This is a genomic window from Coleofasciculus sp. LEGE 07092, assembly GCF_015207375.1.
Lineage (GTDB): Bacteria > Cyanobacteriota > Cyanobacteriia > Cyanobacteriales > Coleofasciculaceae > LEGE-07092.
In genome coordinates this window covers 83,141-109,978 of record NZ_JADEWY010000002.1, presented here as the reverse complement: position 1 = coordinate 109,978, position 26,838 = coordinate 83,141, and the positions used below count along the sequence as shown (strand labels likewise).

Here is a 26,838-nt window from a genome sequence, read left to right as displayed (position 1 = left end):
CTCTAGTTGTCACCCTTGGAGTCTTATTAGACGTTGGGGCGGGTTTGGGAATTGCCCGTGAGACTTCTGGGCGGGTAAGTGTGGAGGTAGCGCAACAGGGGGAAGCGACTGCGGAAGATGCTACTCGCGCTGCGGCGGAACAAGCTTTTCAGGAGGGAATGCAGCTATATCGGCAAGGAACGGCAGAGTCTTTGCGACAGGCGATTGGAAAATGGGAAGAGGCGCTACCCCTGTATCATGCTGTGGGCGATCAGGCATGGGAAGCTGTCACCCTCAGTAATATCGGTCTTGTGTACGACTCTTTAGGTCAAAAGCAAAAAGCCTTAGAGTACTACAACCAATCCTTACCCTTGAGACAGGCGACTGGGAATAAGGCACAGGAAGCTACTACCCTCAATAATATTGGTGGAGTCTACTCCGATTTAGGTCAAAAGCAAAAAGCCTTAGATTACTACAACCAATCCTTACCTTTGAGTCGGGCAACTGGGGATAAGGCACAGGAAGCTACTATCCTCAATAATATTGGTGGAGTCTACTCCAATTTAGGTCAAAAGCAAAAAGCGCTGGAATTCTACAACCAATCCTTACCCTTATTTCGGACGACTGGGGACAAGGCAGGGGAAGCTGCTACCCTTAATAACATCGGTGGAGTCTACTCCGATTTAGGTCAAAAGCAAAAAGCCTTAGATTACTACAACCAATCCTTGCCCTTGAGACGGGTAACTGGGGACAAGGTAGGGGAAGCGGTTACCCTCACTAATATTGGCGCAGTCTACTCCGCCTTAGGTCAAAAGCAAAAAGCGCTGGAATTCTACAACCAATCCTTACCCTTATTTCGGACGACTGGGGACAAGGCAGGGGAAGCTGTTACCCTCACTAATATTGGCGCAGTCTACTCCGCCTTAGGTCAAAAGCAAAAAGCGCTGGAATTCTACAACCAATCCTTACCCTTATTTCGGACGACTGGGGACAAGGCAGGGGAAGCTGTTACCCTCACTAATATTGGCGCAGTCTACTCCGCCTTAGGTCAAAAGCAAAAAGCGCTGGAATTCTACAACCAATCCTTACCCTTATTTCGGACGACTGGGGACAAGGCAGGGGAAGCTGTTACCCTCACTAATATTGGCGCAGTCTACTCCGCCTTAGGTCAAAAGCAAAAAGCGCTGGAATTCTACAACCAATCCTTGCCCTTGAGACGGGTAACTGGGGACAAGGCAGGGGAAGCTGTCACTCTCAATAATATCGGTCTTGTGTACGACGATTTAGGAGAAAAGCAAAAAGCCTTAGAGTACTACAACCAATCCTTACCTTTGAGACGGGTAACTGGGGATAAGGTAGGGGAAGCGGTTACCCTCAATAATATTGGCGCAGTCTACGACGCCTTAGGTCAAAAGCAAAAAGCGCTGGAATTCTATAATCAATCCTTACCCTTGAGACAGGCGACTGGGGACAAGACAGGGGAAGCCATTACCCTCAATAATATTGGCGCAGTCTACTCCGATTTAGGTCAAAAGCAAAAAGCGCTGGAATTCTATAATCAATCCTTACCCTTGAGACAGGCGACTGGGGACAAGACAGGGGAAGCGGTTACCCTCAGTAACATCGGTGGAGTCTACTCCGCATTAGGAGAAAAGCAAAAAGCCTTGGAGTACTACAACCAGTCCTTGCCCTTATCTGAGGCGACTGGGGACAAGACACAAGAAGCGGTTACCCTCAGTAACATCGGTGGAGTCTATGACGATTTAGGTCAAAAGCAAAAAGCGCTGGAATTCTATAATCAATCCTTACCCTTGAGACAGGCGACTGGGGACAAGACAGGGGAAGCCATTACCCTCAATAACATCGGTGGAGTCTACTCCGCATTAGGAGAAAAGCAAAAAGCCTTGGAGTACTACAACCAATCCTTGCCCTTATCTAAGGCAACTGGGGACAAGACACAAGAAGCGGTTACCCTCAGTAACATCGGTGGAGTCTACTCCGATTTAGGTCAAAAGCAAAAAGCCTTAGAGTACTACAACCAATCCTTGCCCTTATCTGAGGCGACTGGGGACAAGGCACAGGAAGCGGTTACCCTCAGTAACATCGGTGGAATCTACTCCGCATTAGGAGAAAAGCAAAAAGCCTTGGAGTACTACAACCAATCCTTGCCCTTAACTGAGGCGACTGGGGACAAGGCAGGGGAAGCTATTACCCTCAGTAACATCGGTGCAGTCTACGACGATTTAGGTCAAAAGCAAAAAGCCTTAGAGTACTACAACCAATCCTTGCCCTTATCTGAGGCGACTGGGGACAAGGCACAGGAAGCGGCTACCCTCAATAACATTGGTGCAGTCTACGAAGCCTTAGAAGAAAAGCAAAAAGCCTTGGATTTCTTCAACCAATCTTTGCTCCTATTTCGGGCAACTGGGGATAAGGCAGGGGAAGCGGTTACCCTCAGTAATATTGCTTTTGTTAAACGCGACCAAGGCAACCTCAACGAAGCCTTAACTCAAATTGAAGCTGCTATCACTATTATTGAAGACCTCCGCACCAAAATTGGCAGCCAAGAACTCCGCGCCTCCTACTTTGCCGAAAACCAGGGTGAATACCAATTCTACATCGACCTCTTGATGCAACTGCATCAACAAAACCCCACCCAAGGCTACGACGCCCTAGCCCTCCACGCTTCCGAACGTTCCCGCGCCCGCAGTCTCGTCGAACTCCTCACCGAAGCCAACGCCAACATCCGCCAAGGCGTAGATCCCCAACTCCTGGAAGAAGAACGCACCCTGCAACAGCAACTCAACGCCTTAGAACACCGCAAATACCAACTCCTCAACTCTCAATACACCAATCGAGAATTAACCGATATCGAAACCAACACTAAATCCCTCCTCACCCAACTCGAACAACTCGAAGCCCAAATTCGAGTCACTAGCCCCCGCTACGCCGCACTCAAATATCCCCAACCCCTGAAACTCGCAGAAATTCAACAACAAGTCCTCGACTCTAACACCCTGCTGTTACAATACTCCCTCGGTGAAGACCGCAGCTTTCTCTGGGCAGTCACCCCAACCAGCATCAGCAGCTACTCCCTCCCCCCCCGCGCTGATATTGAAGCGGCGGCTGAAGAATTCAAACAATTACTGCAATCACCGGATACTGACGCTATTGGTTCAGATGCCGCAAAAAAATTGAGCCAAATGCTCATCGCACCCGTTGCTGAACAATTGGGAGAGAAACGCTTACTAATTGTTGGGGACGGTGTATTGCAAACCATTCCCTTTGCCGCATTACCGATACCGAGTACTGCTCAGATATCGATTGTCCCGCCATCTCGCCCGGAAATCAATTTCCGGGCTAACAGCTCAAGTCCGTTAAAACGGACTGATCAAAAAACCCTAGTCGGTTTCAACCGACTTCAGCTATTAGACAGGGATTTTAATCCCTGGCGGATGGCAACGACAAACCAATCACTCTCCCCCACTCCTCTCCTCATCAAACACGAAATCGTCACCCTCCCCTCAGCATCCACCATCGCCATCCTACGCCGCGAACTCAACAACCGCCCCCCCGCACCCAAAACCCTCGCCGTCCTAGCAGATCCCGTCTTTAACTGTGATACTGATCCACGCTGTAATGGAGCAGAGGAGCGGGGGAGCAGAGGTGCAGAGGTGCAGGGGAGCGGGGGTGCAGGGGAGATCAGCGATGTGAAACGTTCTGCCTTCGATCTCGGTACAGTGCTCGATCGCCTAATCTACAGCCGCCAAGAAGCCGAAGCCATCCTATCCCTAGTTCCCGACACTCAACGCCTACAGGCTCTCGATTTTACCGCCTCCCGCAACACCGCCACTAGCCCCAACCTCACTCAATATCAAATCATCCACTTTGCCACCCACGGACTCCTCAATACCGTCAACCCCGAATTATCCGGCGTGGTACTCTCCCTCTTCAATGCCAACGGTACTGAACAAGACGGCTTTCTACGCCTCAACGATATCTTCAACCTCAACCTCCCCGCCGAACTCGTCGTCCTCAGTGCCTGCGAAACCGGACTGGGTAAAGATGTGAAAGGTGAAGGATTAGTAGGCTTGACAAGAGGCTTTATGTATGCAGGGGCAAAGCGTGTTGCCGTCAGTTTGTGGAGCGTTAACGACACAGCAACCGCTAGCTTAATGACAAAATACTACCAAAAAATGCTCACGGACGGACTAAACCCCGTCGCCGCCCTTAGAGCCGCACAACTGGAACTGTGGGAAACTGAGCAATGGAACAGTCCCTATTACTGGGCAGCATTTACGATTCAGGGCGAATGGAGATGAGGCAGACGGTTTATTCGATGAGATTAAGCGATCGCACTTGGTAAGGTGGGCAAAATTTATAGAGCGGAAATACTTATGCTGTCGTTAGTTACTTTTGCCCACCTTACGGTATCTTGAGGTTCATCGTCAGTGCTGCAAGATCTGAAGTGTACAATCATGCAAAAAATTCCCAAACGAGTCTCAACAGCCCTGCTGAATGCCTTAAGTTCGGGAGTGGTGCCGAGAGTGGGTTTAGATCATATTGCCGTTGGTAGAGAAAAAGAAATGGCTGCCCTTTCCCAAGATTTAGGCAACGTTGCCGAAGGGGGGGCGGCTTTCCGATTTGTTGTGGGGCGTTATGGTTCGGGGAAAAGCTTCTTGCTGCAACTGATTCGCAATCAGGCTATGGAACAGGGGTTTGTGGTTGCTGATGCCGATTTATCCCCCGAGCGGCGATTAGCTGGCAGCAAAAATCAGGCGCTGGCAACCTATCGGGAATTGATGCGCAATATTGCCACGCGAACCAATCCGAATGGTGGTGCGATCGCTCTTATTCTGGAAAAATGGATTAGCACTATCCTCAACCAAGTTGCCCAAGGGACGGGAAAACGCCCTCAGGATGAGGGATTTGATGACCAAGTAGAATTAAAAATTCGAGAGGTTGTTAATGATTTAGAAGGCTTAGTTCACGGCTTTGACTTTGCCAATGTCATAGTTGCATACTGGCGCGGCTACCGTGAGGATGATGACGACAAGAAAGATGCAGCATTGCGCTGGTTGCGGGGAGAATTTGCCACAAAAACCGAAGCAAAATCAGCATTGGGAGTGCGGGTTATTATTGATGATAATACCTGGTACGACTATATCAAGTTATTTGCAAAGTTTGTATCAGATATCGGCTATAAGGGACTCATTATATTACTCGATGAAGCCGTTCACTTGTACAAAATTACCCACGCCGTTTCCCGCCAAGCTAACTACGATAAACTGCTAGCCATGTTTAATGATGCTATGCAGGGTAAGGCAGAGTATTTGAACATTTTCGTGGGAGGAACGCCTCAGTTTGTCGAAGATACCCGTCGGGGATTGCACGCTGACGCCGCTTGGCGAATGCGCTTGGCAAAAAGCCGTTTCTTGAAAGAAGGGTTAGCAGATACATCCGCACCGGTTATCGAGTTAGAACCCCTGACGGGGGAAGAACTTTCCCACCTTTTGCAACGTTTAGCTGAGGTACACGCTATTCATTACAAGTATAAGAAAGCCATCTCAGCCCGTGAATTAGATGAATTTAAGCAAGCCGTCGTTAATCGTTTGGGTGCCGATAAGCTTTCAACACCCCGTGAGGTAGTTCGAGACTTTATCAGCGTTTTGAATATTCTTCAGCAAAACCCTCATGTGGCGTTTCGGGAATTAATTCAGAGTTCAACGTTTCAAGCTAGTGGTGCTGATAAAAATGGAGATGGTGATAGCGAGTTTGCCGAATTTAACTTATAGCGGTTCTGTCTCATGTGAGTTACAAAGTACTGATTTTCAGGGAGTAATGAGTAGGGAGTGAGGTATAGTTAATTGAAATCCAATCTAAGCCCTCGTGAAGTGGGGAATAGCAGATGTGTAATGCCAATCAGTTTTGTCTTCTATTCCTAATTTTTCTAACGGGTGTCGGCTTTATCGTGCTAGCTTATGTCTGTGCTGTCTCTCATTGATAAAGATGTTTAGGGGTAAGGGCTGCTATCACTTTGTCGAACCCCTATCTCGAGAATAGGGGACGGGGAAGCTCCCCACTCCCCACTCCCGTTCGGCTGACGCTCACGGCAAAAGCCCACTCCCCATTCCCTACTAACTGCTCTTTGGCTCTGGAATCGCAATATCTAAAGATGTTACATCCGACGAAAGACTAGTCAGAGGTGGCTGAATAGTATCAGCACTTCCCACAACTAAGGTGACAAGCTTATCCGGTTGCAAGTACTTTTGCGCGACTCGTTGCACATCCTCAATCGTCGTCGATTTAACTCCCTCTTGATAGCGGAAGAGAAAATCCTCCGGGTAGCCATAGTATTCGTAACGCATCAACCGTGATAAGGTTTGGCTAGGGTCTTGGAAGTTAAAGACGAAGGAATTGAGCACCTGATCTTTAGCAGAGGACAGTTCTTGAGGCGTTATCGGTGTGGTGCGCAATTTCTCGATTTCAGAACGGATGGCTTGGATAAAAGGCACCGTTCCCTCTGAACGAGTCTGTCCCCCAGCAAGGAATACACCCGGATAGTCAAAACGAGGACTCCAAAAGCCATAAACTGAGTATGCCAGACCTTGGCGCGATCGCACTTCGTTAAATAATCGTCCCCCAAACCCGTTGAGTACCTGATTGAGGACATCCAATGCGGGATAATCAGGATTGTCAAATTGACCCCCTAAATGCCCCAGTTGAACGTAACTTTGGGTTAATTGGGGCTGATTCACCATAAAGATGCCCCCTTCCTTCGCTTGAGACGCTTGTGGCACCGTCGGCTGTGGCGGTTCAGACGCGGGTTCCCAATCGCCAAATTCCTCCTGAATGCGCTGGCGCATCTTTGCAGAATCAAAATCCCCAACGATGCCCAGAATCATATCGTCTGGGTGAAAGTATTTTTCATAAAACGCCACCAAATCCTCGCGGGAGATATTATCCAGCGTCTCATACTCTACCGTGCGGGCGTAAGGACTCTTTTCCCCATAAATGAGTTTGGCGAATTCACGAGAGGCAATATCATTGGGATCATCATTGCGACGGGCAATTTGTCCTGCCTGTTGCTTTTTCGCTAAATCCATCTTCTCCTGAGGAAACGCAGGCTTTCTCAGTACCTCCGCAAACAAATCAAAAACCAAATCCACGTCTTCTGCCAGTGTACTAAAACTAGCACTACCCGCCGTTGAACTAATGCCAGTTTCTACAGAAGCTGCCCGTTGTTCTAATAACTGGTTTAATTCATCAGCCGGGTGTTCAGTCGTTCCCCCAGTGCGCATTACATCCCCAGTGATGGCTGCCAATCCAACTTCGTTAGCCGGTTCAAGGCGATCGCCAGTCCGAATTAACATCGTACCACTCACCAAAGGCAATTCGTGGTCTTCCATCAGATACACAACCATCCCGTTATCGAGTTCGTAGCGCGTGTAGTCCGGTATTTGAACGTCCGATAAGGGAGGAAACTCTAACTCGGTATAATGTCTCGCTTCAGCAGCAGCGGCTGGCAAACGAAATCCAACCACAAGGGCTATTGTGATCAGCATAAGCCCTAGCCAGCGAAGCGATTTTCGATTTTTGTGACTTTTTAATTTTGGCTTGGTCATTAGTGGCAACGGATTTTGTAACGGATGTAACGGATAATTGGTCAAATGACAAATAACTATTGACTTGATAACAGCCGTCCGATGGTGCGGTTTTCGGGTTGGAATGTCGATGCAGCTACCCGCTGAATATCGGCTGGGGTAACGGCGGCGATCGCTTTTAACTGCTCAAATAAGTTGCGCCAATCGCCGGTTTTCACCTCGTATTCCACTAAATTTCGAGCCATGCCCATATTGGAATCAAGGGTTCGCAATAGTTCGGCTCGTGCTTGGGTTTTCACCCGCTCCAATTCTTGAGGCGAAACGGGTTCTGTTTTGATCTGCTCAATTTCACTGCGCAATGCTGTCGCCACGTCCTCTACAGTATTTCTTGGTGCTGTCAGTGCATAGAACAACATCAAATTGGGATACTTGTCTCCGGGAAAACCGCTGAAGCCTTGAGCGGAGAGGGCAACTTGTTTCTCTTCTACCAGAGACTTGTAAAGGCGAGAGGTACGACCATCACTCAGCAAACGACCGATAATTTCATAAACAGCATTATCAGGATGGTCGATTGAGGGTCGATGGTATCCCTCCAAGTACCAGGGTTGGGAGGGTAAGCGTAGGGTGACTTCCCGCGCTTGTTGCTGGGGTGGCTCGATTGCGGTTACTTCCGGCGGTGCGGGCTTAGTTTTGAAGCGTCCAAAGTAGGTTTGAGCGAGTTGTTTCACCTCTGCTGGATCAACGTCTCCTACAACGGCGAATGTTAGGTTATTCGGACCATAGTGCGTCTCAAAAAACTGCTGGACATCTTCGCGGGTGAGGTTGCGGATGTCTTCGTTATAGCCAATCACCGGACGCTTGTAAGGATGTACCTGAAAAGCGGTATCGAGAAACGCCTCGATCATCTGACCGATGGGAGAGTTATCGGTACGCAGGCGACGCTCTTCTAGGATAACCTCTTGTTCTTTATAAAATTCGCGGAACACGGGTTCTAGAAAGCGTTCTGACTCTAACGACATCCACAACTCTAGTTTATTGGAGGGGAAACTGTAAAAGTATACGGTTGCATCGGCTGAAGTCGCTGCATTCAAACCCACGCCCCCAGCCCGTTCGACGATTTGACCGAGTTCGTTCTGCTTGGCTAAGTTGGCTGCCTCTGCCTCAACTTGGGAAAACTCTTCCTGTAATTTGGCAACCTCTGCTTCTTTCCCTGTAGCTTTTGCGACTCTAATTTGTTCGGCTAACTGATCTAACTGGTCTAAGAGCGGCTTTTCTGCTTCATAGTTGACAGTTCCGATCCGTTGAGTTCCTTTAAACGCTAGATGCTCTAGAAAGTGAGCGACACCGGTTTTCCCAGTTGGTTCGTTGGCACCGCCGACATCGGCATAGGTGACAAAGGACACAACTGGAGCTTGGTGATTTTCGAGAACGATAAACTTGATGCCGTTATCCAAACGAAATTCTGTGACGCGATCAATCACACGATCTAAGTAAGGCTGAATGGATTCGGTGGCGGCTGATGGTGTCTCGGTGCGAGCCAGAGCCACTGGAGCCGTACTCCCCCACATCAGCATTGCTGCGACTAGGACAGCTACCAGGGGTACAGAAGCTGGCGTTGGCAACAGTCTGTCCCATTGAGATTGCCTCCAGATCGCAAAACGCTTCCAAAGCCGAATAAATAAACTTAGCTGACTCATAAAACGGTAGCAATTGGCACTATTTCTAGGGTAATTAAAAAAAACTATATTAAGAGTTTACGTCGAACTGGGCGTGAAAAAAGGTCGCTAAATGGCGTCAGATGGCGAATTTATGACAAACTATGAAGCATTTGCCAATTATGAAATAAGCTGTTAAACAATAGCCCTAAATCCCTTGTTTATAGTTCCATGCGAATCTTAAATCAGCTACCTCAGTCAGAAACGGAGACCAAGCAGCGTATCTTGCAAGCTGGACAACGTTTGTTTGCCAGTCGGGGTTTTAACGGGACGACAACCCGCGATTTAGCGTCTAAAGCTGGCGTGGCAGAAGGAACTCTATTTCGCCATTTTGAAAATAAAAAGGCAATTCTCATTGAGATAGCAACCCAAGGATGGGTAGACATTCTCACGGATTTGCTGACGGAACTCAGCGAAATGGGGAGCTACAAAGCGGTGGCGCAGGTGATGCGACGGCGGATGATGCGGATGCGCGAAAATGCTGACATGATGCGAGTTTGCTTTATGGAAGCACAGTTTCACCCTGAGTTGCGCGATCGCCTTCAGTCAGAAGTGATTGCCAAAATGACGGATGTGGCGGAAGCTTTCTTTGAAACGGCGATGGAACGGGGAATCTACCGTCGCACCAATCCCAAGATTGTGGCTAAAGTATTTTTGGGAATGTTTGCCGTGGCAGGTTTCAGCGATGACACGATTATGGAGCCAGGAGCCTCCCCCAAGGCAATGCAGGAAATGGCAGAAGGGATTGCTGATATTTTCTTGAATGGGGTTTTAGTAAAAGAGCAGGGTGGCAGCCGATGAAGAATAACTATGTTCTAACCGCTAACTCTCGCGCTTGCTTAATCCATGTGGCGACTTCTTCGAGCTGAGGACAGAAGTCTCGGCGCTGCATGGTAGCAACCTGTAATCGCAAGATTTGCTGATGCAGTTTGTGGACGGGCGTCTGAGCGAGTTGAGGCACCGAACAAATACCCGCGTGTAGTAATAATCCGCAGTACTGGCAACCAATACCGGGTATGCGAGCTAAATCGGCTAGGGCTACCCATTTGTTAACGTACTGGGACTTAATTTGCAGTTGATTGGCGAGTGCCTGCTTGGATTGGGGATTGCTGGCGGTTTTGAGCAGTTTTCCCGTTGTAGTAATGCCCTGTTCTTGTAGTTTGGTGCAATCGTCTTCACTCAATCCGGGCAGTTGCTCAATTGACCAATTACTGCCTTTGATAGCACTGCGATTAGTTTGTGGTTTGGCAGGCATACGGACTTTCAGAAATCGTTCTATTCCTACCTTAGCTTAAGCTTATACTGCTGTAAGTGACTGCTACAGTTAGTATTCATTATAAATTGACATTAATGATACGGCGTTTGACCAGTTACTCTCTCCTGGTTGCAGCTTTATTTCTCACCTTTATTGTTTTCGCTCCCATCGCCGTGTTAATCACTCGGCAACCCAATCTGACATCTGCCCCCCAGTTGCTCACCGAACCCTTTTTGCAACTGCCCACAGAGAATTCAGTACGAGTCGTTTGGTTTACTGAATTTCCTGGAACGCGCCACACCGTTGCCTACGGACTGGGACTTAGCCGCCATGCGATCGCTAATAGTACTAAACTAACTCGAATCCGGGAAGACCAGCAATCAAGAGTAGGAAACCAAACAGAAGACGCTCAAGTTTATCAGCAGCCGACGATGCGAGACATCTGGCGGCACGAAGCAGAAGTCACCGGACTCACTCCCGGCAAGCGCATTCCGTATCGGGTGACGAGTGTGTGGGAAGACGGGCAGAAAATAAGCAGCCATCAATTTACTTTAACTCCCGCACCGTTACCCCAAACCCCCCTGAAAATTCTACTCACCTCTGATCACCAGCAAAAACCGATGACAGCAGCAAATCTCCAAAAGGTTGCTGAGACTATTGGGCAAGTTGATGCTGTTTTCATGGCAGGTGACTTGGTGAATATTCCTGATCGCGCTTCGGAATGGTTTGATGATAATCAGGAGGGTGCTTTTTTTCCTGTTCTTCAGGGTAACGCTGATTACAAACTGGAGAAAGATGGCATCAAAACCACCTACACTGGCGGTGAATTGATTCAACACGCCCCCCTATTTCCAGCAACAGGCAACCATGAGGTGATGGGGCGGTTGTCAACGGATAAAAGCTTGAACGACCAGTTCAACGACCCTATTCCTCGTAAAGTGGCTGAAGCGATTTATCAAAAAAATGACCCAAGCTTGCGGGAAATTTGGCTGAGAAATAACACCTTTAATACCGACACTTACAAGGAAATTTTTACCCTCCCCCAGAGTAGTCCCAGTCAAGAAAACTATTATGCCCTCACCTTCGGAGATATCCGCTTAGTATCACTCTACATTACCAATATTTGGAGAACGCCCAGCCAGAAACCCAATGCCAAGGGACGGTTTCAGGAACGAGAAAAAGACTTGAACAACCCAACCGCGTGGGGATATGGGCAGCATATTTTTGAACCGATTAAGAAAGGAAGCGCCCAGTACAATTGGCTGCAAGCAGAACTGAACAGCCCACAGTTCCAGCAGGCGAAGTATAAGATTGTCATGTTTCACCATCCGCCCCATTCGCTGGGTGATAACATCGTACCACCTTACACTGACCCAATCCAAGTTATTGAGCGAGATGCAGAGGGGAAGGTAATAGCAGTACGTTACGAGTATCCCAAGAAAGCCGATTACATTATTCGAGATGTCGTGCCACTGCTGGAGGCGGCAGGTGTGCAACTGGTATTGTATGGACACTCCCATATCTGGAATCGCTTTGTGAGTTCCAGGGGGATGCACTTTTTGGAAACGTCGAATGTCGGCAATACTTACGGTGCTTTTATGAGAGATAAGCAGCGTCAAGTGCCAAAAAGCGATCGCAAAAACTATATAGCAACGGGTGATCCCAATGGGCTAGAGCCAGTGATACCAACACTTGCACCCCTACTGGGAGACGATAATCAACCCCTATCCTATATTGCCAGTAACGATATCACAGTATTTAGCATTTTAGACACGGGGACGGGGCTAGTCAGCAGTTACCGCTTCGACACACGAGAACCGTCTTCTAAGGTTGTCAAGTTCGATGAATTTAGAATCGCTCAACCGATTCAAGAGCAGAAAAGCTCCAGTCGGGTGGCGATTCTTTTAGCGACTATTCTGCTAATTCTTGTTAGTTTGATTGCAGCGGCTTGGTTGGTTAGCGGCGAGCTAAAGCAGGTTAGTTTTGTTCAAAAGTCGGGCGTTTCCAAGAAGTGACACTCATATAAGCGTTTTACGAAAGATTTCATTATCTTTACAAAAATTTATATATAAATTCTGAAGGTATGCTATCGGTACTGGCGATCCATACACACCTGTGAATAGACAAAAGATACACGCTTGTGAATAGACATCTTAATAAGTTGCAAAGCAATACTTTAAGTAACCAAAACTTATTTAAGGATTGACGGATGGCTGTTGCCATCAAGTCTCTAAGCTTTACAGGATAAGGGTTCTGAACCGCGAAACTTGATCGTAATTTTAGGCATTAGTCAAGTTTTGTAACAAAAAGCGAATTTGTGCGTAAAACCCGCCGCCCTATCCAGAGTAATTAGTGAAGCAAGTTGCAGAAATTTAACTAGGATTTTTGCAGGGAATCTTGTAACCTTCAGATAAAAAGAGTTTCAGAGGATAATTACTATGCCCATAAGTTAAGTAAGGTAAATTTTTTAGGGTTTAGGTACTAAAGTAGAGAAAGCGCCAGGTAGAGTATTTCCAGTAAAAATAGAAGGAATGAAAACTATGCCAGTTCAGGATTCATTCGATCAATTCGACGACAGCCAAGTTGAACTCAATGGTTCAGTAGAAGTAGAAGACGATAGTACTGATCAGGTAGCAGTTTTGCCCAAGCGCGAGATGGAGCCATTAGAGTTGCAAGCCTTAGTGCAAGAACTCTCTAGCACAATGGGTGTAGAAGGAACAGACTACGCCTCCGGTGAGGTGATTATTAAACTTAACCCATCAATTGCGTCAACTAATCAGATTAACGCTCTCAAAACAAGCCTTGGCGCTAAGGTGATAGAGTCCACTCAAACAATGGGCATTGAGCTTTGGGAAATCAAAGGGATGAGCGTCGCCGAAGCCATGGCGCTTTATGGGGATGATCCTGCCGTTGAATATATCGAACCCAATTATATCGTTTCTATCAATACAACAGTCCCAAACGACCCCGAATTCAATGAACTTTGGGGGCTAAACAATACCGGACAGACAGGTGGTACGGCTGACGCTGACATTGACGCTCCCGAAGCCTGGGATATTGAAACCGGAAACAACGTAGTCGTTGGGGTAATTGATACCGGGGTGGACTATAACCATCCCGATCTCAACGACAATATGTGGACAAATCCGGGAGAAATTGCCGGAAATGGGATTGATGATGATAATAACGGCTACGTTGATGATATCTACGGTTGGGACTTTGCCAATGATGATAACGACCCATTTGACGATAACAGTCATGGCACTCATGTAGCCGGAACAATCGCCGCCGAAGGAAACAATGGTATCGGTGTGACGGGTGTCAGTTGGTCGGCTGATATTATGGCGCTCAAGTTCCTAGGCGCATCGGGTTTCGGCAATACCTTCGATGCGATTCAGGCAGTCGAATATGCCACGATGATGGGCGCTAACCTAACCAACAATAGCTGGGGTGGTGGCGGCTTTTCCCAGGGGTTGTCTGATGCGATCGCGGCGGCTGGTGCAGCCGGACAGTTATTCATTGCCGCCGCCGGGAATAGTGGTCAAGATACCGACTTCTCCCCCCATTACCCCTCCAGCTACAACCTGGATAACATCATTTCCGTAGCTAACACAAATCATAACGAGCAGTTGTCTGGCACTTCCAATTACGGACTTACTTCCGTAGATTTAGGGGCACCAGGCTCTTCTGTGTACAGCACCATTCCTGGGGGTGGATACGGTTTCAAGAGTGGAACGTCTATGGCAAGCCCTCACGTAGCAGGCGTTGCCAGTTTGATTTTGTCTCAAGACCCAACGCTAACTGCCCAGCAGGTCAAGGATCGCATCCTGGCAACCGTTGACCCAATTCCAGCATTACAAGGAATAACTGTTTCAGGTGGGCGGCTCAATGCCTACAGTGCCCTCACTGGCTCTACCCCTCCTTCAGTTCTTCCCGTAATCTTTGATGACTTTGACCCAGACATTGACAATAGCCAATGGTCAAACATCACTAACGGTACAGCCAATAGCAACTTTGTTGGCAGTGATGGGAACTCGCTTTGGTTTAACAATGGTTCTCCTGGCGGTAACTCTCGTTTTGCCATCACCAACCTGGTAGATGTCGCTAATGGCGGCACGATTACCTTTGACCTGATCTTTGGCGATGGTTTCAATGGTGGCGAGAATGCCGATCCAGGGGAAGACGTGGTGCTGGAATATTCTATTAATAATGGCAGCACTTGGAACCAATTTGGTCTTTACGATACTGAAGCCTTCACCACTTGGACAACTCTAACGGAGACGATTCCCACTGTAGCTCAGACGAGTAGCACCAACTTCCGTTGGCGGCAAATCGCTCACAGTGGTATTAACTTCGATAACTGGGCAATAGACAATGTAACTGTTGGACCACCGATCCTCAACAGCGTTGTTGATGACTTTGATCCAGACATTGACAATAGCCAATGGTCAACCATCACCAACGGCACAGCCAATAGCAACTTTGTGGGTAGTGATGGGAATTCCTTGTGGTTTAACAATGGCTCTCCCGGCGGAAACTCCCGCTTTGCCACCACCAACTTTGTGGATGTCTCTAGTGGTGGTACAGTCTTCTTCGACCTAATCTTTGGCGATAGCTCTAATGGTGGAGAAAATGCCGATCCAGGGGAAGATGTAGTACTGGAATATTCCGTCAATGGTGGTAGCGGTTGGACTCAACTCGGACTCTATGACACGGAAGACTTCACCAGTTGGACAACACTTAGCGAAACAGTTCCCACCGCAGCCCAAACCAGTAGCACCAGTTTCCGCTGGCGTCAAATCAATCATAGTGGTAATGGCTTCGATAACTGGGCGATCGATAATGTGTTTATTGGAGTACCTCAGCCAGGAGAAATTAGCGGCAGTAAGTGGAATGATTTCAATGGGGATGGAAAACAAGATGCCAATGAGCCAGGTTTGGCAGGCTGGACAATTTACTTAGATGATAATCAAAACGGTCAACTCGATTCCGGTGAGACATCTACGAAAACCGATATCCAGGGTAACTATACCTTCACGAACCTGAATCCAGGTACTTACACCGTTGCCGAGGTGCTAAAACCCGGTTGGAAGCAGACTTCCCCTGGTTTTAACGGTGGTTTTGAAACGGGCATCTTCGATCCTTGGCAAACAACTGGTAACGCTACTATCGAGACATCTGCTTTTGGTTCGGGTCCAACCGAGGGAACTAATCAGGCGTTACTCACTAACGGCGGTGCTTCTGTAAGCGATGCCCAACTAGAAACTTTCTTAGGGTTGACTTCCGGAAGCTTAGATAGTTTGGGCAATGGCAATGCCACTGTTGGTTCAGCGCTCAAACAAACAGTCACTGTGTCGGCTGGCACTCAATTGAGCTTTGATTGGAACTTCCTCACGAATGAAGCTACGCCCACTTCCTTCAACGATTTTGGCTTCGTTTCGATTGTCTCGAACACCTTAAACACACTGGCTAATACAAATAGCTCTTTTGTGTCCTCTCCCACCATTTTTAATGAAGAGACTGGATTTGACACCTTCTCCTATACTTTCCAAACCGCTGGTACTTTTACCCTGGGAATCGGGGTTGTGGACGTAGGAGATACCGCTGTTGACTCAGGATTGCTGGTTGACAACTTATCATTCACGGGTAATTCACTTCCTATCAGTGGTAGCCAGAAGGTAACTCTCAGCCCTGGTGATACCGTCACGAACATCGACTTTGGCAACCAAAAAATTCCTCCCACTCCGATTTTTGGCACCAGTGGCAATGATGTTCTCACCATTACTGACAGTCCCGTCATCGTTTTTGCCCTGGCTGGGAACGATGAGGTTGATGGCTCAGGCAGCGCTGGTGGGAATCAATTCTACGGCGGTAAAGGTAATGATACCCTGATCGGGAATAGCTACGACCAATTATTTGGTGAAGCTGGCAATGATCGCCTGGATGTATCCAATGGTGCGGGAAATAACCTGCTCGATGGTGGTAAAGGCAACGATGAACTGTTAGCCAACCTCAACGATCAGTTATTTGGTGGCAGTGGTCATGACACCCTTGATGCTTCCAGTGGTGGCGGAAATAACCTGCTTGATGGGGGCAATGGTGACGATGTTCTCTTGGCTGGTTCTAATGATCACCTATTAGGCGGCAAGGGTGAAGATATCCTCAATGCCATTAATGGTAGCGGGAACAATCTGCTTGATGGTGGTAAAGGTGACGACAACCTCTTCGCTGGCTCGAATGACCAACTTTTGGGCGGTGACGGCGATGATATCCTTAATGCTTCTGTTGGTACAGGAAATAACAGCCTTGATGGTGGCAAAGGTGATGATAATCTCTTAGCTGGCTTCAATGACCAATTGTCAGGTGGCGATGGCGATGATATTCTTAATGCCTCGTTCGGTTCAGGCAATAACAGTCTTGATGGCGGCAAAGGTGATGATATCCTCATTGCTGGTTTCAATGACCAACTCTCGGGCGGCGATGGTGATGATCTATTGTTCGGTGGTAATGGTGGTAGTACCATGACGGGCGGTAATGGTGCAGAACAGTTCTGGATTGTTAATGGCTTTGTTCCTAGTGCGGCTCACACGATTACCGACTTTGAGCTAGAGATTGACCGGATTGGCATTCGTGGTCTAGGTATCACGTTCCAACAACTCGACCTGATTCAAGATGGCAATGATACTCGTATTAGTGCCTTCAATACAGACCTCGCTATCTTAACCGGAATTCAAGCGAATGCCCTCAACAGCAGTGATTTTATCCTCGCCTAGATAGTACTCATCTCATGAGTTGACTTAACGGTCAGCTTAGGGGTTGTAAAGCTTCTGTTTAAGTAACCGCAGCTACACAGATAAAATCCGTTAAATTTGATTAAGCGATCGCATCCTTGAGTCTTCCCTCTCAGGCGCAATCGCTTTTCCTTATCGCTTCACCAGCCCTATCTATGAATTATTCCTTCCTCATGGTTTCAGGTTAGGTAATTCTACAGTAGGATTGACGTTATAGATTCCCCTTACTCTTATACCGTTGAACTTGTTAGAGAACGTGGGGTTGTAGAGATCAACAGTACCTGGATAGCTGTAGATAGCCGCTCATGAAGGATATACCATGCAAGCTCTAATCGATAAGGAAACGCATAAGGCTCATGCGATCGCTACATCTGCCGCTAATAAACCTGTACTACAAATGGGTTCTGTGGGGACAAGCGTTGTAGAATTACAAAAATTACTGACCCATCGCGGCACCTACACTGGACCCATCGGCGGTTTTTTCGATATGTCCGTCCGCGATGCCGTGATAGACTTCCAGCACAGTGTTTTTCTCAGAGAGGATGGCATCGTTGGTTCCCTGACTTGGACAGCTCTGTTTAGTGGCGCACCTGTTAATATGCCTGTCCTGCGCTTAGGAAGTAAGGATACAACTGTGATTACCTTGCAGTTGGTGCTGCGGTTAACTGGAGACTATCAGGCTCCGGTTGATGGTGATTTTGGCGATCGCACTGAACTGGCTGTCCGCTCCTTCCAAAAGCGCCAGGGTTTGCTTGTTGATGGCATTGTTGACGAGCAAACTTGGTACGCATTGAGTCAGGTGCATCATCGGCTTCACGGCGAAGAAGCCCTTACTCCTGCTCATTTTTAAGGAGAGCTGATTTGCCGACTTAACGGTAATTTTTGTAGAGTTTCTTGTATTTCCTGGTAAAGAACGGTATCCCCTTGCTGCTTCACCAATTCTAAAGCCTTTTGAAAATCTGTTACAGCGTCCTCTGGGTTATTTAGTTTGTTTTGCGCTAATCCTCGATTGTAGTAGGCTTCAATATAATTAGGATTAAGGGTAATAGCCTGATCACAATTTTCAACGGCGTTTTGATACTGTTTTAGATTGTAATAGGCATTCCCTCGGTTATTGTAGGCTTCATGCCTGTCAGGATTGAGAGTAATAGCTTGACTATAATCTTCAATTGCTTTTTTATAATTGCTTGAGTCGTAATAGGTATTTCCCCGGTTACTGTAAGCGTCAGCGTAGTTGGGATTAAGGTCAATAGCTTGATTGTAATCTTCAATCGCTTTTTGGTACTGTTTGAGACAGTAATAAATATTCCCTCGATTATTGTAGGCTTCAGCGTAGTTGGAATTGAGAGCGATCGCTTGACTATAATCTTCAATTGCTTCTGCATAATTTCTTAAAGTATAATGAGCATTCGCTCTATTATAATAGGCTTTACAATAGTCAGGATTTACTCCAATAGCATGACTGTAATCTTCTAAGGCTTTTTGATAGTTTTTTAAAGTGTAGTAAGTATTAGCTCTATTGTTATAAGCTTCCGCATAATTAGGCTTAATGGCAATCGCTTGAGTGTAATCTTCAATAACTTTTTGATAGTCGTTAAGTTCGTAAAAAGTATTTGCCCGGTTGTAGTGAGCATGATATAATTTCGGGTAAACTTCTAGGGCTTTGTCATAGGAATCAATGGCATCTTGATAGTTCTGAAACTGGTAGCAATCCAGTCCTTTTTTGTTATACGCTAAGGCACGAGTGTACTTGTGCTTCAGAATGGCGGGTATTACTCCCACAAATGAAGCGATATAAACAATTGTTGCCAAGCAAGATACGCTTAAAAGTAAGAATAGATTGAAAACTTTAATGCAAAAATTAATAACATTAATAATCATTAGTTTTTAACTTGATGAGGTACACGGGCTGTTAGTGGTTTTTTTCCTGTTCTACCAATTGGCTTTTTCAATGGCACATCTGGAACCCCCCCAGCCCCCCTTGTTAAGGGGGGAGAAAGAGAGAATATGTGCCAAATTAAAACCCATTTGGTATTGTTCATTCCAGAGAAAGAAAAACCTTTTTCAATAATCTCATATCTAGGCTTTTAAACCTATTCCTCAAGCTTTATTATTTGTCTGTCCAATGAGTGTGTCGCAGCAGAAACAGACGTACTCTCTTAGATGGAATGGCACTGACTTAAGGCATCTGCCTATCCTACGGGATAATTTGTGTCTTGGATCTCCCTGAGTCAGTGGCATTCCTCTTAGATGAAAGTTATTCCTGTACCCAAACTGAAACCGAACCCCCATTACAACGGAATTCACCCCAACCCCATTCATTCGTATAAACAGGTTCTTTAATGATTTCAGTTAAATCGTAAAACTTAGTGTTGGGTTTGCCAACTTCCATCCACTTGTAGCCAGCCACACTATCACTCATAATCACTGCCATGGCTTTCGGATGTTCGGCGTCGCCTAAGCAAGTCCAACCAATTGTATTGTAATGATCAATATAGCTATATTGAGCGCCGTAGGCATAGTGTTTACGAGCGTATAGCAACTTGTCAAGTAAAGGGCGAAGGGGATAGTATTGACCGAGATATTGGTAGAAACCTAAATCAATTTTATAGCCCTTATCTTCATAGGTTGCGCCATAATAGTCGGCGTAAAAAATACAGGGATAACCTTCTTGACGCAAAAGAATTAGGGCATAGGCTAAGGGTTTAAACCAGGGTTCGATGGGTGATTCGAGTGACTGTAAGGGCTGAGAATCGTGGTTTTCGACAAAAGTAACGGCATGAGTCGGACGTTGCTGCATCATCGTACCATCAAAGATACGGCTCATATCGAAGTTTCCACCCGACTTACTGGCGTAATAGAAGTTGTAATGTAATGGCACATCAAACACAGACATTTTGCCATTAACTGCATTGACATACCAATGGAGAGTGCCGATATCGTTGAACCAATACTCCCCCACGACAAACAAATCTTTGCCAGCATGATATTTCATCTCATCAATCCAATTCGGGAAGAACCAGGATGAAATATGCTTGATAGCATCCAGACGAAAACCATCAGCCCCTGTTGTATCGAGATACCATTTACCCCAGCGAGTGACTTCATCTCGCACATCCTGACTCTGAAAGTCAAGATCGCATCCCATCAAGTAAGCAAAGTTTCCTTTCTCAAGGGCAACATAATCATCAAACTGTTTTCCTTCAAACAGATACAGAGTGTTTTGTTCTTTGGTGTAGTCATCGTAATCAACCGCATCGAAGTGCCACCAGTGCCACTCAAAGTCAGAATACTTGCTCTGACGACCCGGAAACTTAAAATGGGAGTAGGCTTGGATATCTCGCATCCATCCTTTGGGATAGAGGCGATCGTTTTCAGAAAAGGGTGTTGCTTTAGCAACTTCTGTTGCGTCGCCCCCCATCCGGTGATTGAGAACAGTATCGGCGTAGACTTGAATGCTGGAACTGTGTAAGGCGTTGATGGCATCTAAATATTGCTCCCGTGTGCCATATTTAGTGCGAAGTGTGCCATGTTGATCAAATTCCCCTAGATCGTACATATCATACACAGCATACCCAACATCATAGGTTCCCCCCATTCCTTTGTAAGCTGGGGGGAGCCACAGGGCGGTAAAACCAGCATCGGCTAATTCTTGTGCCTTATTTTTAACCTCATTCCACAGGATTAGATTGGAATCAATATACCAGTGGAAATACTGCATCATTACGCCATTAACTGATGACATATCAAGAATTTCCTTTCTTGTAGGGGCTGTGTTTAAATCAATCCCTTAAATCATCCTCAAAATAATTCGTTTGTCAATACCTACTCCTTACTCCCTACTACCCTAAATCCTGATAGGTTTTAACTTTACAGTGACTTCACATAACTTTCCAATTTCTCTAGGAACTTTTCCAAATTTTTGGGTCGGTAGTCTGAGCGCTTTTGCCATCGGTGTATGACACTTTCGTGCAAATCTTCAAACTCATCGTTAATCTCCCGGTGGATGACTCCCGCCAATTGAGTTATTTTGCTCCTAATAGTCACGGGTGCAAAATAAAAATCGTAGAGATAGTCATAGTCGATAGTCGGATTAATCTTACTGACATCCAACTCAAGACCTAATCCTAGTTCACCAACGGAGTCTATCATCCACTTCAACGCCGCATCCGAGAATTTACTGTCCTGCTGCGATCCACCCCCAACACAGCCATGACCTCCTGGAAACCACACTTGACGCAGTACTTGATTATCCGCGTTAGGACTTTTCTTCATTGGCGTGACATTGAAGACTTTACGTTGCTCGTCGATTGCTACAGCATGAAGCGCATTTTTAATTGTGCGATTGAGTTGGGTGTCGTGGAATCGATATTTGTTATTGATCCGTTCATCGAATTTTAGGAAGGGGTTTAGATCAGGAATTCCCAAAGCACCAACGGTATCCCAACAAGCTAACAGGGTGATAGGAACCCTTTCGCCATAGGTTTGCCGAAACTCAACTGCCTCTTGCTCATTGGGTTTACTGCCTCTGCTAGTATAAAGCTTATAGGCTTCCAGAGCTTTGCGGATGTGGTAACGTGCGAGTAGACCTGAATTATAAATCAGTCCAGCAATACTCCTCACCGTATAGGAGCCACGACTGAAGCCAAAGAAGTAGATTTCATCGCCCTCGACATAGTTTAGGCAAAGAAAGCGATAGGCATCTTGGATATTTTCATCTAATCCTTTGCCAAAAGCGCCGCCGAAAATCCTGTCTTTTTCATCCCCTGTTCCCACTCCTTCACTATAGTAGAGGACTTGATGCGTTCCATCACTAGCGATCGGTTTAATCGCTTGGGCAATTTTAACAACGTTGGTTGGGTAAGGATTGGCTAATTTTTGCCACGTTCCATCACAACAAACAATTAGACGTTTCATGAATGATTATTCTTCAGGGAATTAAAAAATTTTAGCAGGAATACGTGATTAGTAATCCGTTACTAACACTCCCCCATTCCTGTGTGCTTAAAGTTTTCTGGCAGGAAAAGTGGGTTTTGACTATCCTCCAGACAGGTACTCCTCCAACTTTTGAATCAGTTGGGGAGCTTTCATGACTCCCTTAATGCGCAGTACCTGCTCACCATTTTGGAAGAGAATTAGAGTGGGCAAGGCTTGAATTTTATAATCAGAGGCTAATTGGGGGTATTTATCCGCATCAATTTTAACCACTTGTAGCCGATTTCCCATCTGGGTTTTAATTTTTTCCAAAATTGGTGTCATCATCTGACAAGATCCGCACCAGGTTGCATAAAAATCTACTAGGAGAGGAACCGTTGTATTCGCAAGCAGATCTTGGAAGTTGGAAAATTGTTTTTTAACTGCCATAGTACTGTTTAGGTTAAAAAAGGGGAAAGGCAGATTTAATGATTTTAACCGTATTATTGAGCCTTTCCCCAATTAAAAGATTCAAAACTTATTCAGCATTTTTTTTCTCGGTATACTTAGTTTGTCCGTCCTGCTCCACGGGCGACATTTCAGTAGAATTGACCGGGCAAGCGGGACTGGCTTCTATTTCTTCAACTTTTCTGACTTTCCGAATCAGAATAATTTCCTCTTCACGGCGAACCACAGTCCGGACTGGAGAAACGCAGATAATATCCTGTTGTGGATTGCGGGGAATTGTATTCCACAAATCATCAAAGTTGATGGCTACTGGAATAGGACGGGGTTGAAGACTAGGATTTTGGGGAGATTTCAAAACCCTTTTTGAAAGGATAATTTTTCCTTCGTTGTCCTCTTTGTAAGTATCAAAAAACAAGCCACACAACGTTGTTGTTTCTTCAACGTTTATCAAAACACGGTCATCATAGCCATTCAAAGAACACCACGTTTCTTCAACTGTAACTCCCGTTTCTTCGGTGCTAAATTTACCGTCTTTCACCCAAAGCAATGCCCAAGGTTCCAAATCAAATTTTTGATTTTCTGACCAGTAACTAACATCACTTCCCCGCGTAATTTGTAGCAGATGAGTTCCTGGAGGTAATTCCTTATAGTTCTCTCCACGGCGTAGCCCTACAAGCTCTTTTTCATTGAAAACATAGCAATTTTCCTTGCTTTTAACCTTAAAGGGAGGTTTAACCTGGAACGATGGATCATTTTCTTTAGTGATTGAAAGCGTCACTTCTCCGTCATTATTCTCCTTATTCACATCAAAGAATAAGCCACAGAGAACGACTTCCTCTTTGACTTGTAAAGTCAATATGTCTTTTTTTCCATTCAAGGTTGTCCAGGTGGCACCTGTCTCAAAGCCTTTGCCATTTTCGTCAAAGCCTGACGTTTTATTGACAAACGTACTGCCATTCATTCCGTAAATCCAGAGCAAAACAAAGGGTTCTCCTTTAGTGGTTGCTTTGGCATAACTATAATATCCATCAGCAATTTGGATATTATAGGTTCCCTCATTCAAGGTGATAGACTTTGCCTGGTTTTGCAGATTTTCCATCTGCCAGGTAGGGATGACGTAACAATTATCTTTGGGATTGATGGTTAAAAAGTTGGGTTCGATGCTCAAATATGCCATTGTCTACCTCCTGTATGGGGTTCAATTGTTACTTGAGTGGATTCGGGTAATTGGCGACTAGAATACCTTATTTTTCATTCTTTTATGAAATTGAATGGGCTGCCGTTTACAAAACTTGATGATGGATCTCAAGTTCTAGTTGGAAAAGCGATCGCTCCTGTTTTTTTCTACCTATGAGGTATTTAGTCCTATTACTGATCTGGCGATACTTGAAGAGTATTGATAGGGCAAGCTGGACTTACATCTATTTCTTCAACCTTTCTGACTTTCCGAATGATGATGATCTCTTCTTCCCGCCTGACAACAGTGCGTATGGGAGTAACACAGACAATATCCCGTTGACTGTCACGCCCAAAACTATCGAAACTTAGTTGTTCTAGGTTTACAGGAATTCGGGGATGTTTGGGCAGCTTTTCTTTATGCTTAATCTTTGATTCAGGTTTAGTCTGTCCAGATAATGAATTATCCTTTTCCTTGACTTTTGATTCAGGTTCAGTCTTCTTGGGTGTCTCTTTTTTCTCTTCCGTTATCGCTTCATAAATACCAATTCCTGCCCAACGACCTAGGGGTTCAGTCAAGGTAACAAATGTTCCAGCACCCGTGGTGGTGTCAATTTGGAGGAGTTCACCGTCATTTCCTAACCCGAAGAAATTACCCGTCACTCCGTATAGAACATCATCGAAGAATTCCAGGCTGGAGAGATTGGGAAATCCAGTATCTCCAATAGGGGTGACTGCACCTGTATTCAGATTGCAGGTTGCCAGCAATTTCTTTTTCTCATACCCGATCAGGGTGATATACGCTGTCCCGTGGCGATCAAATGCCACTTCGCTACAGTTGTAGTCTTCATCTGCCACAGTTACCGCAGGCGTACCTTTACCTGTCTTGATGTCAATGGTAAGGAGTTGTTTGGCAGTTGTGGCGTAGAGGGTGTTGCGAGAGCGATCATATGCCAAACCAACCGCATAGAACCCAACATCACCAATGACTGCAGCTTTACCAGTGACAGGGTCTATTTTTACGAGTTGCATGGTTTGAGTGCCATCTTTTTGATCGAGTCCGTAAAGTTCTGAACCGACAAAGGTAATATCGGAAACTTCGGTAGCGATCGCTCCCACTAAAATGGCTTTACCTGTTTTTAAATCTAGCCTGTAGAGATGACTGAGTGCATCAGAGACGCAATCTTGAACATAAGCCATCCCTGGATGCAAGACAAACTTAGGAGTTTGAGCTGCTGCCGGACAACTGGAACAAATTGCCATTTCCAAGACTTCTGTAAAGCCACCAATGGCATCTCGATCTGTAAAAGCTTGTCCCCCTGTCTCTTGTGCAATTCGGGCGTATTCGGCTTGGATACCCTCCCGATGCTTACTTTTCAACGTCCCCAAATAGGTGTGAACCGTCACATTAAACTGCTTGGCTTTTTGAATAGCCAAATTAGCGGCTTCAATATCCTCTTGTTCTGTTTTCTTTCCACCGCCTTCAATGGCTTCATCTCCGAGATAAAACATGGCTTTTGCCGCACCCGCTCGCCAATCAAAGTGTTCTGAGATATCTTCTATTGCCCGAGCGCCATCTTCTTGTGCTCCCCCTTGGGGTACTTCTCCTCGCTTCCTGCCCCTAAGAGCAGATTCAATAACATGGCATTCCTGGGTGAGATAATCCCTGATAGTACGGTTAAAGTGTGTCCCTTTCCAGGTGCCTTCGATGCCAACCCAAACAACTCTCAAATCAGATGGACAACTGGATTTAGCTGCTTCAATGGCAGCTTCTGCTGCATCACTGAGAGCTTGGGCTTCGTCCTTCATCGAACCACTGGTATCCATGACAATGACTAAATCGACTAAAGGAATCGTGTTAGTTTTCCCGATGGTTTGTTGTTGTCTTTCACTCATGGCTAAACCTATTCTGGATAGTTTTGGGTATTGAACTAACTTGAATGAGTTATCTTTGCAAAAAAAATCTAGTTTCGCAGCAAGTTCTGCTGTTTTTGCATTCGAGCTAGACTTTTTTAACTGACTCTTTCAAACTTGCTGATACTAAGAATTGGCAATTTTAAGTAACTGTCAAGGGTGCAGATACTTTAAATCAAAACTCCCGATAGTATTCAACTATTACTACTCGGTTGCCATCATCTCTTTTCACGAGTAAAAAATTAAGTTAAACCTTTAATTTTGGGTATCTGAAGACTACCCGAAAGCTGGTTACTTACTTTTCAACGCTACACTAGGATTGCTGTAGGCGCTCAATCCCGTGTTTTCTCTACTTATATAAAGAGCGGAGTCAAGTGGATGAGTCGAGGGAACGAAACAGGTATTAGATATGGGAACTCAACCGATTTTAAAACTCGATCTAAACCTGAAAGGATTGGATAATACTTTTATCCTTGCTGCGAGCCTCTGAACTTACTACTGAGGGTAAGCCTTATTTATATAATTCCTTAATGAGTGAAACGATCGCTAGCTATTGAGCGAGAACACTGACAGCTCTCGCTCAATTTTACTATTCCACTTAATTTGCTTTTACCTCGTCATTGGTAGTCTGCCAAGCCGTCGGTTGACCCTCTTGCTGAACTTGGGACATTTGAACGCTATTGATGGGGCAAGCTGGACTTGCGTCTATTTCTTCAACCTTTCTCACTTTGCGGATCAGTATGATTTCTTCTTCACGCCGGACAACGGTGCGCACCGGGCTGACGCAGACGATATCCATATGGGGATTACGTTCAAAGCTATCGAAACTTAAGCTATCTAAACTCATTGCCACAATTTGGCTCTGGTTGGAATTTTGCTCTGCCATGACTTGAAACTAAATTGGGATGAGTTAAGTTTATTTCAATTTAATTTATTTAGAATTTTTTTTAATGATTTTTAATAATTGTATGAATGTCTTTTAGTTGACAACGAATGAATGAGTTAAGTTCTGTAAATAAAGT

The 26,838-nt window shown here is 45.8% G+C and carries 16 protein-coding genes; 6 read left to right on the top strand and 10 right to left on the bottom strand.

The genetic code is table 11. The annotated features are described in order from the left end of the window. Positions 1 to 44: 44 nt before the first annotated feature. Entirely contained in the window at positions 45 to 4,301 is a 4,257-nt protein-coding gene (locus IQ257_RS01210) for a tetratricopeptide repeat protein (RefSeq protein ID WP_416207920.1), read from the top strand. Positions 4,302 to 4,457: 156 nt separating this feature from the next. Then, positions 4,458 to 5,774: an ATP-binding protein gene (locus tag IQ257_RS01205; protein ID WP_193875781.1), complete on the top strand. Its 1,317-nt coding sequence runs from the start codon at positions 4,458 to 4,460 to the stop codon at positions 5,772 to 5,774. A 342-nt stretch (positions 5,775 to 6,116) separates the two neighbouring features. Here the strand turns inward: IQ257_RS01205 and IQ257_RS01200 are convergent, their stop codons facing one another. Both IQ257_RS01200 and IQ257_RS01195 read right to left on the bottom strand, forming a co-directional pair. Beyond that, the gene (locus IQ257_RS01200; protein ID WP_193875783.1) at positions 6,117 to 7,604 is read right to left on the bottom strand and encodes a M16 family metallopeptidase; all 1,488 of its coding nucleotides are present in this window, start codon (positions 7,602 to 7,604) and stop codon (positions 6,117 to 6,119) included. A 56-nt stretch (positions 7,605 to 7,660) separates the two neighbouring features. Next, positions 7,661 to 9,280: a M16 family metallopeptidase gene (locus tag IQ257_RS01195; protein ID WP_193875785.1), complete on the bottom strand. Its 1,620-nt coding sequence runs from the start codon at positions 9,278 to 9,280 to the stop codon at positions 7,661 to 7,663. A 189-nt stretch (positions 9,281 to 9,469) separates the two neighbouring features. Here IQ257_RS01195 and IQ257_RS01190 point away from each other — a divergent pair, with 189 nt between their 5' ends. Beyond that, the gene (locus tag IQ257_RS01190; RefSeq protein ID WP_193875787.1) at positions 9,470 to 10,099 is read left to right on the top strand and encodes a TetR/AcrR family transcriptional regulator; all 630 of its coding nucleotides are present in this window, start codon (positions 9,470 to 9,472) and stop codon (positions 10,097 to 10,099) included. Between the two features lie 7 nt (positions 10,100 to 10,106). Here IQ257_RS01190 and IQ257_RS01185 read toward each other — a convergent pair whose 3' ends face one another. Then, positions 10,107 to 10,553 carry a DUF4332 domain-containing protein gene (locus IQ257_RS01185; RefSeq protein WP_193875790.1) on the bottom strand — a complete coding sequence of 149 codons (447 nt, stop codon included), beginning with the start codon at positions 10,551 to 10,553 and terminating at the stop codon, positions 10,107 to 10,109. 95 nt (positions 10,554 to 10,648) lie between these two features. Here IQ257_RS01185 and IQ257_RS01180 point away from each other — a divergent pair, with 95 nt between their 5' ends. The 3 genes from IQ257_RS01180 to IQ257_RS01170 all read left to right on the top strand — a co-directional run bounded on the left by IQ257_RS01180 (position 10,649) and on the right by IQ257_RS01170 (position 18,194). After that, on the top strand, positions 10,649 to 12,568 hold the full coding sequence (locus IQ257_RS01180) for a purple acid phosphatase family protein (RefSeq protein WP_193875792.1): 1,920 nt from the start codon (positions 10,649 to 10,651) through the stop codon (positions 12,566 to 12,568). Between the two features lie 525 nt (positions 12,569 to 13,093). Beyond that, on the top strand, positions 13,094 to 17,326 hold the full coding sequence (locus IQ257_RS01175) for a S8 family serine peptidase (RefSeq protein WP_228060317.1): 4,233 nt from the start codon (positions 13,094 to 13,096) through the stop codon (positions 17,324 to 17,326). Positions 17,327 to 17,663: 337 nt separating this feature from the next. Continuing rightward, entirely contained in the window at positions 17,664 to 18,194 is a 531-nt protein-coding gene (locus IQ257_RS01170) for a peptidoglycan-binding domain-containing protein (RefSeq protein ID WP_193875796.1), read from the top strand. On the opposite strand, the gene IQ257_RS01165 is transcribed toward IQ257_RS01170, so the two are convergent. The 7 genes from IQ257_RS01165 to IQ257_RS01135 form a co-directional block, all read right to left on the bottom strand. After that, positions 18,191 to 19,225, bottom strand: coding sequence for a tetratricopeptide repeat protein (locus tag IQ257_RS01165; RefSeq protein WP_193875799.1), 1,035 nt, complete (start codon positions 19,223 to 19,225; stop codon positions 18,191 to 18,193). The genes IQ257_RS01170 and IQ257_RS01165 overlap by 4 nt on opposite strands. 376 nt (positions 19,226 to 19,601) lie before the next feature. Next, positions 19,602 to 21,089, bottom strand: coding sequence for an alpha-amylase (locus tag IQ257_RS01160; RefSeq protein WP_193875801.1), 1,488 nt, complete (start codon positions 21,087 to 21,089; stop codon positions 19,602 to 19,604). Between the two features lie 125 nt (positions 21,090 to 21,214). Further along, positions 21,215 to 22,261, bottom strand: a complete 1,047-nt coding sequence (locus tag IQ257_RS01155) for a DUF2235 domain-containing protein (protein ID WP_193875803.1) — start codon at positions 22,259 to 22,261, stop codon at positions 21,215 to 21,217. Positions 22,262 to 22,381: 120 nt separating this feature from the next. Then, positions 22,382 to 22,708: a thioredoxin gene (trxA, locus tag IQ257_RS01150; protein ID WP_193875805.1), complete on the bottom strand. Its 327-nt coding sequence runs from the start codon at positions 22,706 to 22,708 to the stop codon at positions 22,382 to 22,384. Positions 22,709 to 22,796: 88 nt separating this feature from the next. Then, positions 22,797 to 23,903, bottom strand: a complete 1,107-nt coding sequence (locus tag IQ257_RS01145) for a hypothetical protein (RefSeq protein WP_193875807.1) — start codon at positions 23,901 to 23,903, stop codon at positions 22,797 to 22,799. 191 nt (positions 23,904 to 24,094) lie between these two features. Continuing rightward, entirely contained in the window at positions 24,095 to 25,798 is a 1,704-nt protein-coding gene (locus IQ257_RS01140; RefSeq protein WP_193875809.1) for a hypothetical protein, read from the bottom strand. A 616-nt stretch (positions 25,799 to 26,414) separates the two neighbouring features. Next, positions 26,415 to 26,702, bottom strand: coding sequence for a hypothetical protein (locus IQ257_RS01135; protein WP_193875811.1), 288 nt, complete (start codon positions 26,700 to 26,702; stop codon positions 26,415 to 26,417). Positions 26,703 to 26,838: the final 136 nt, after the last annotated feature.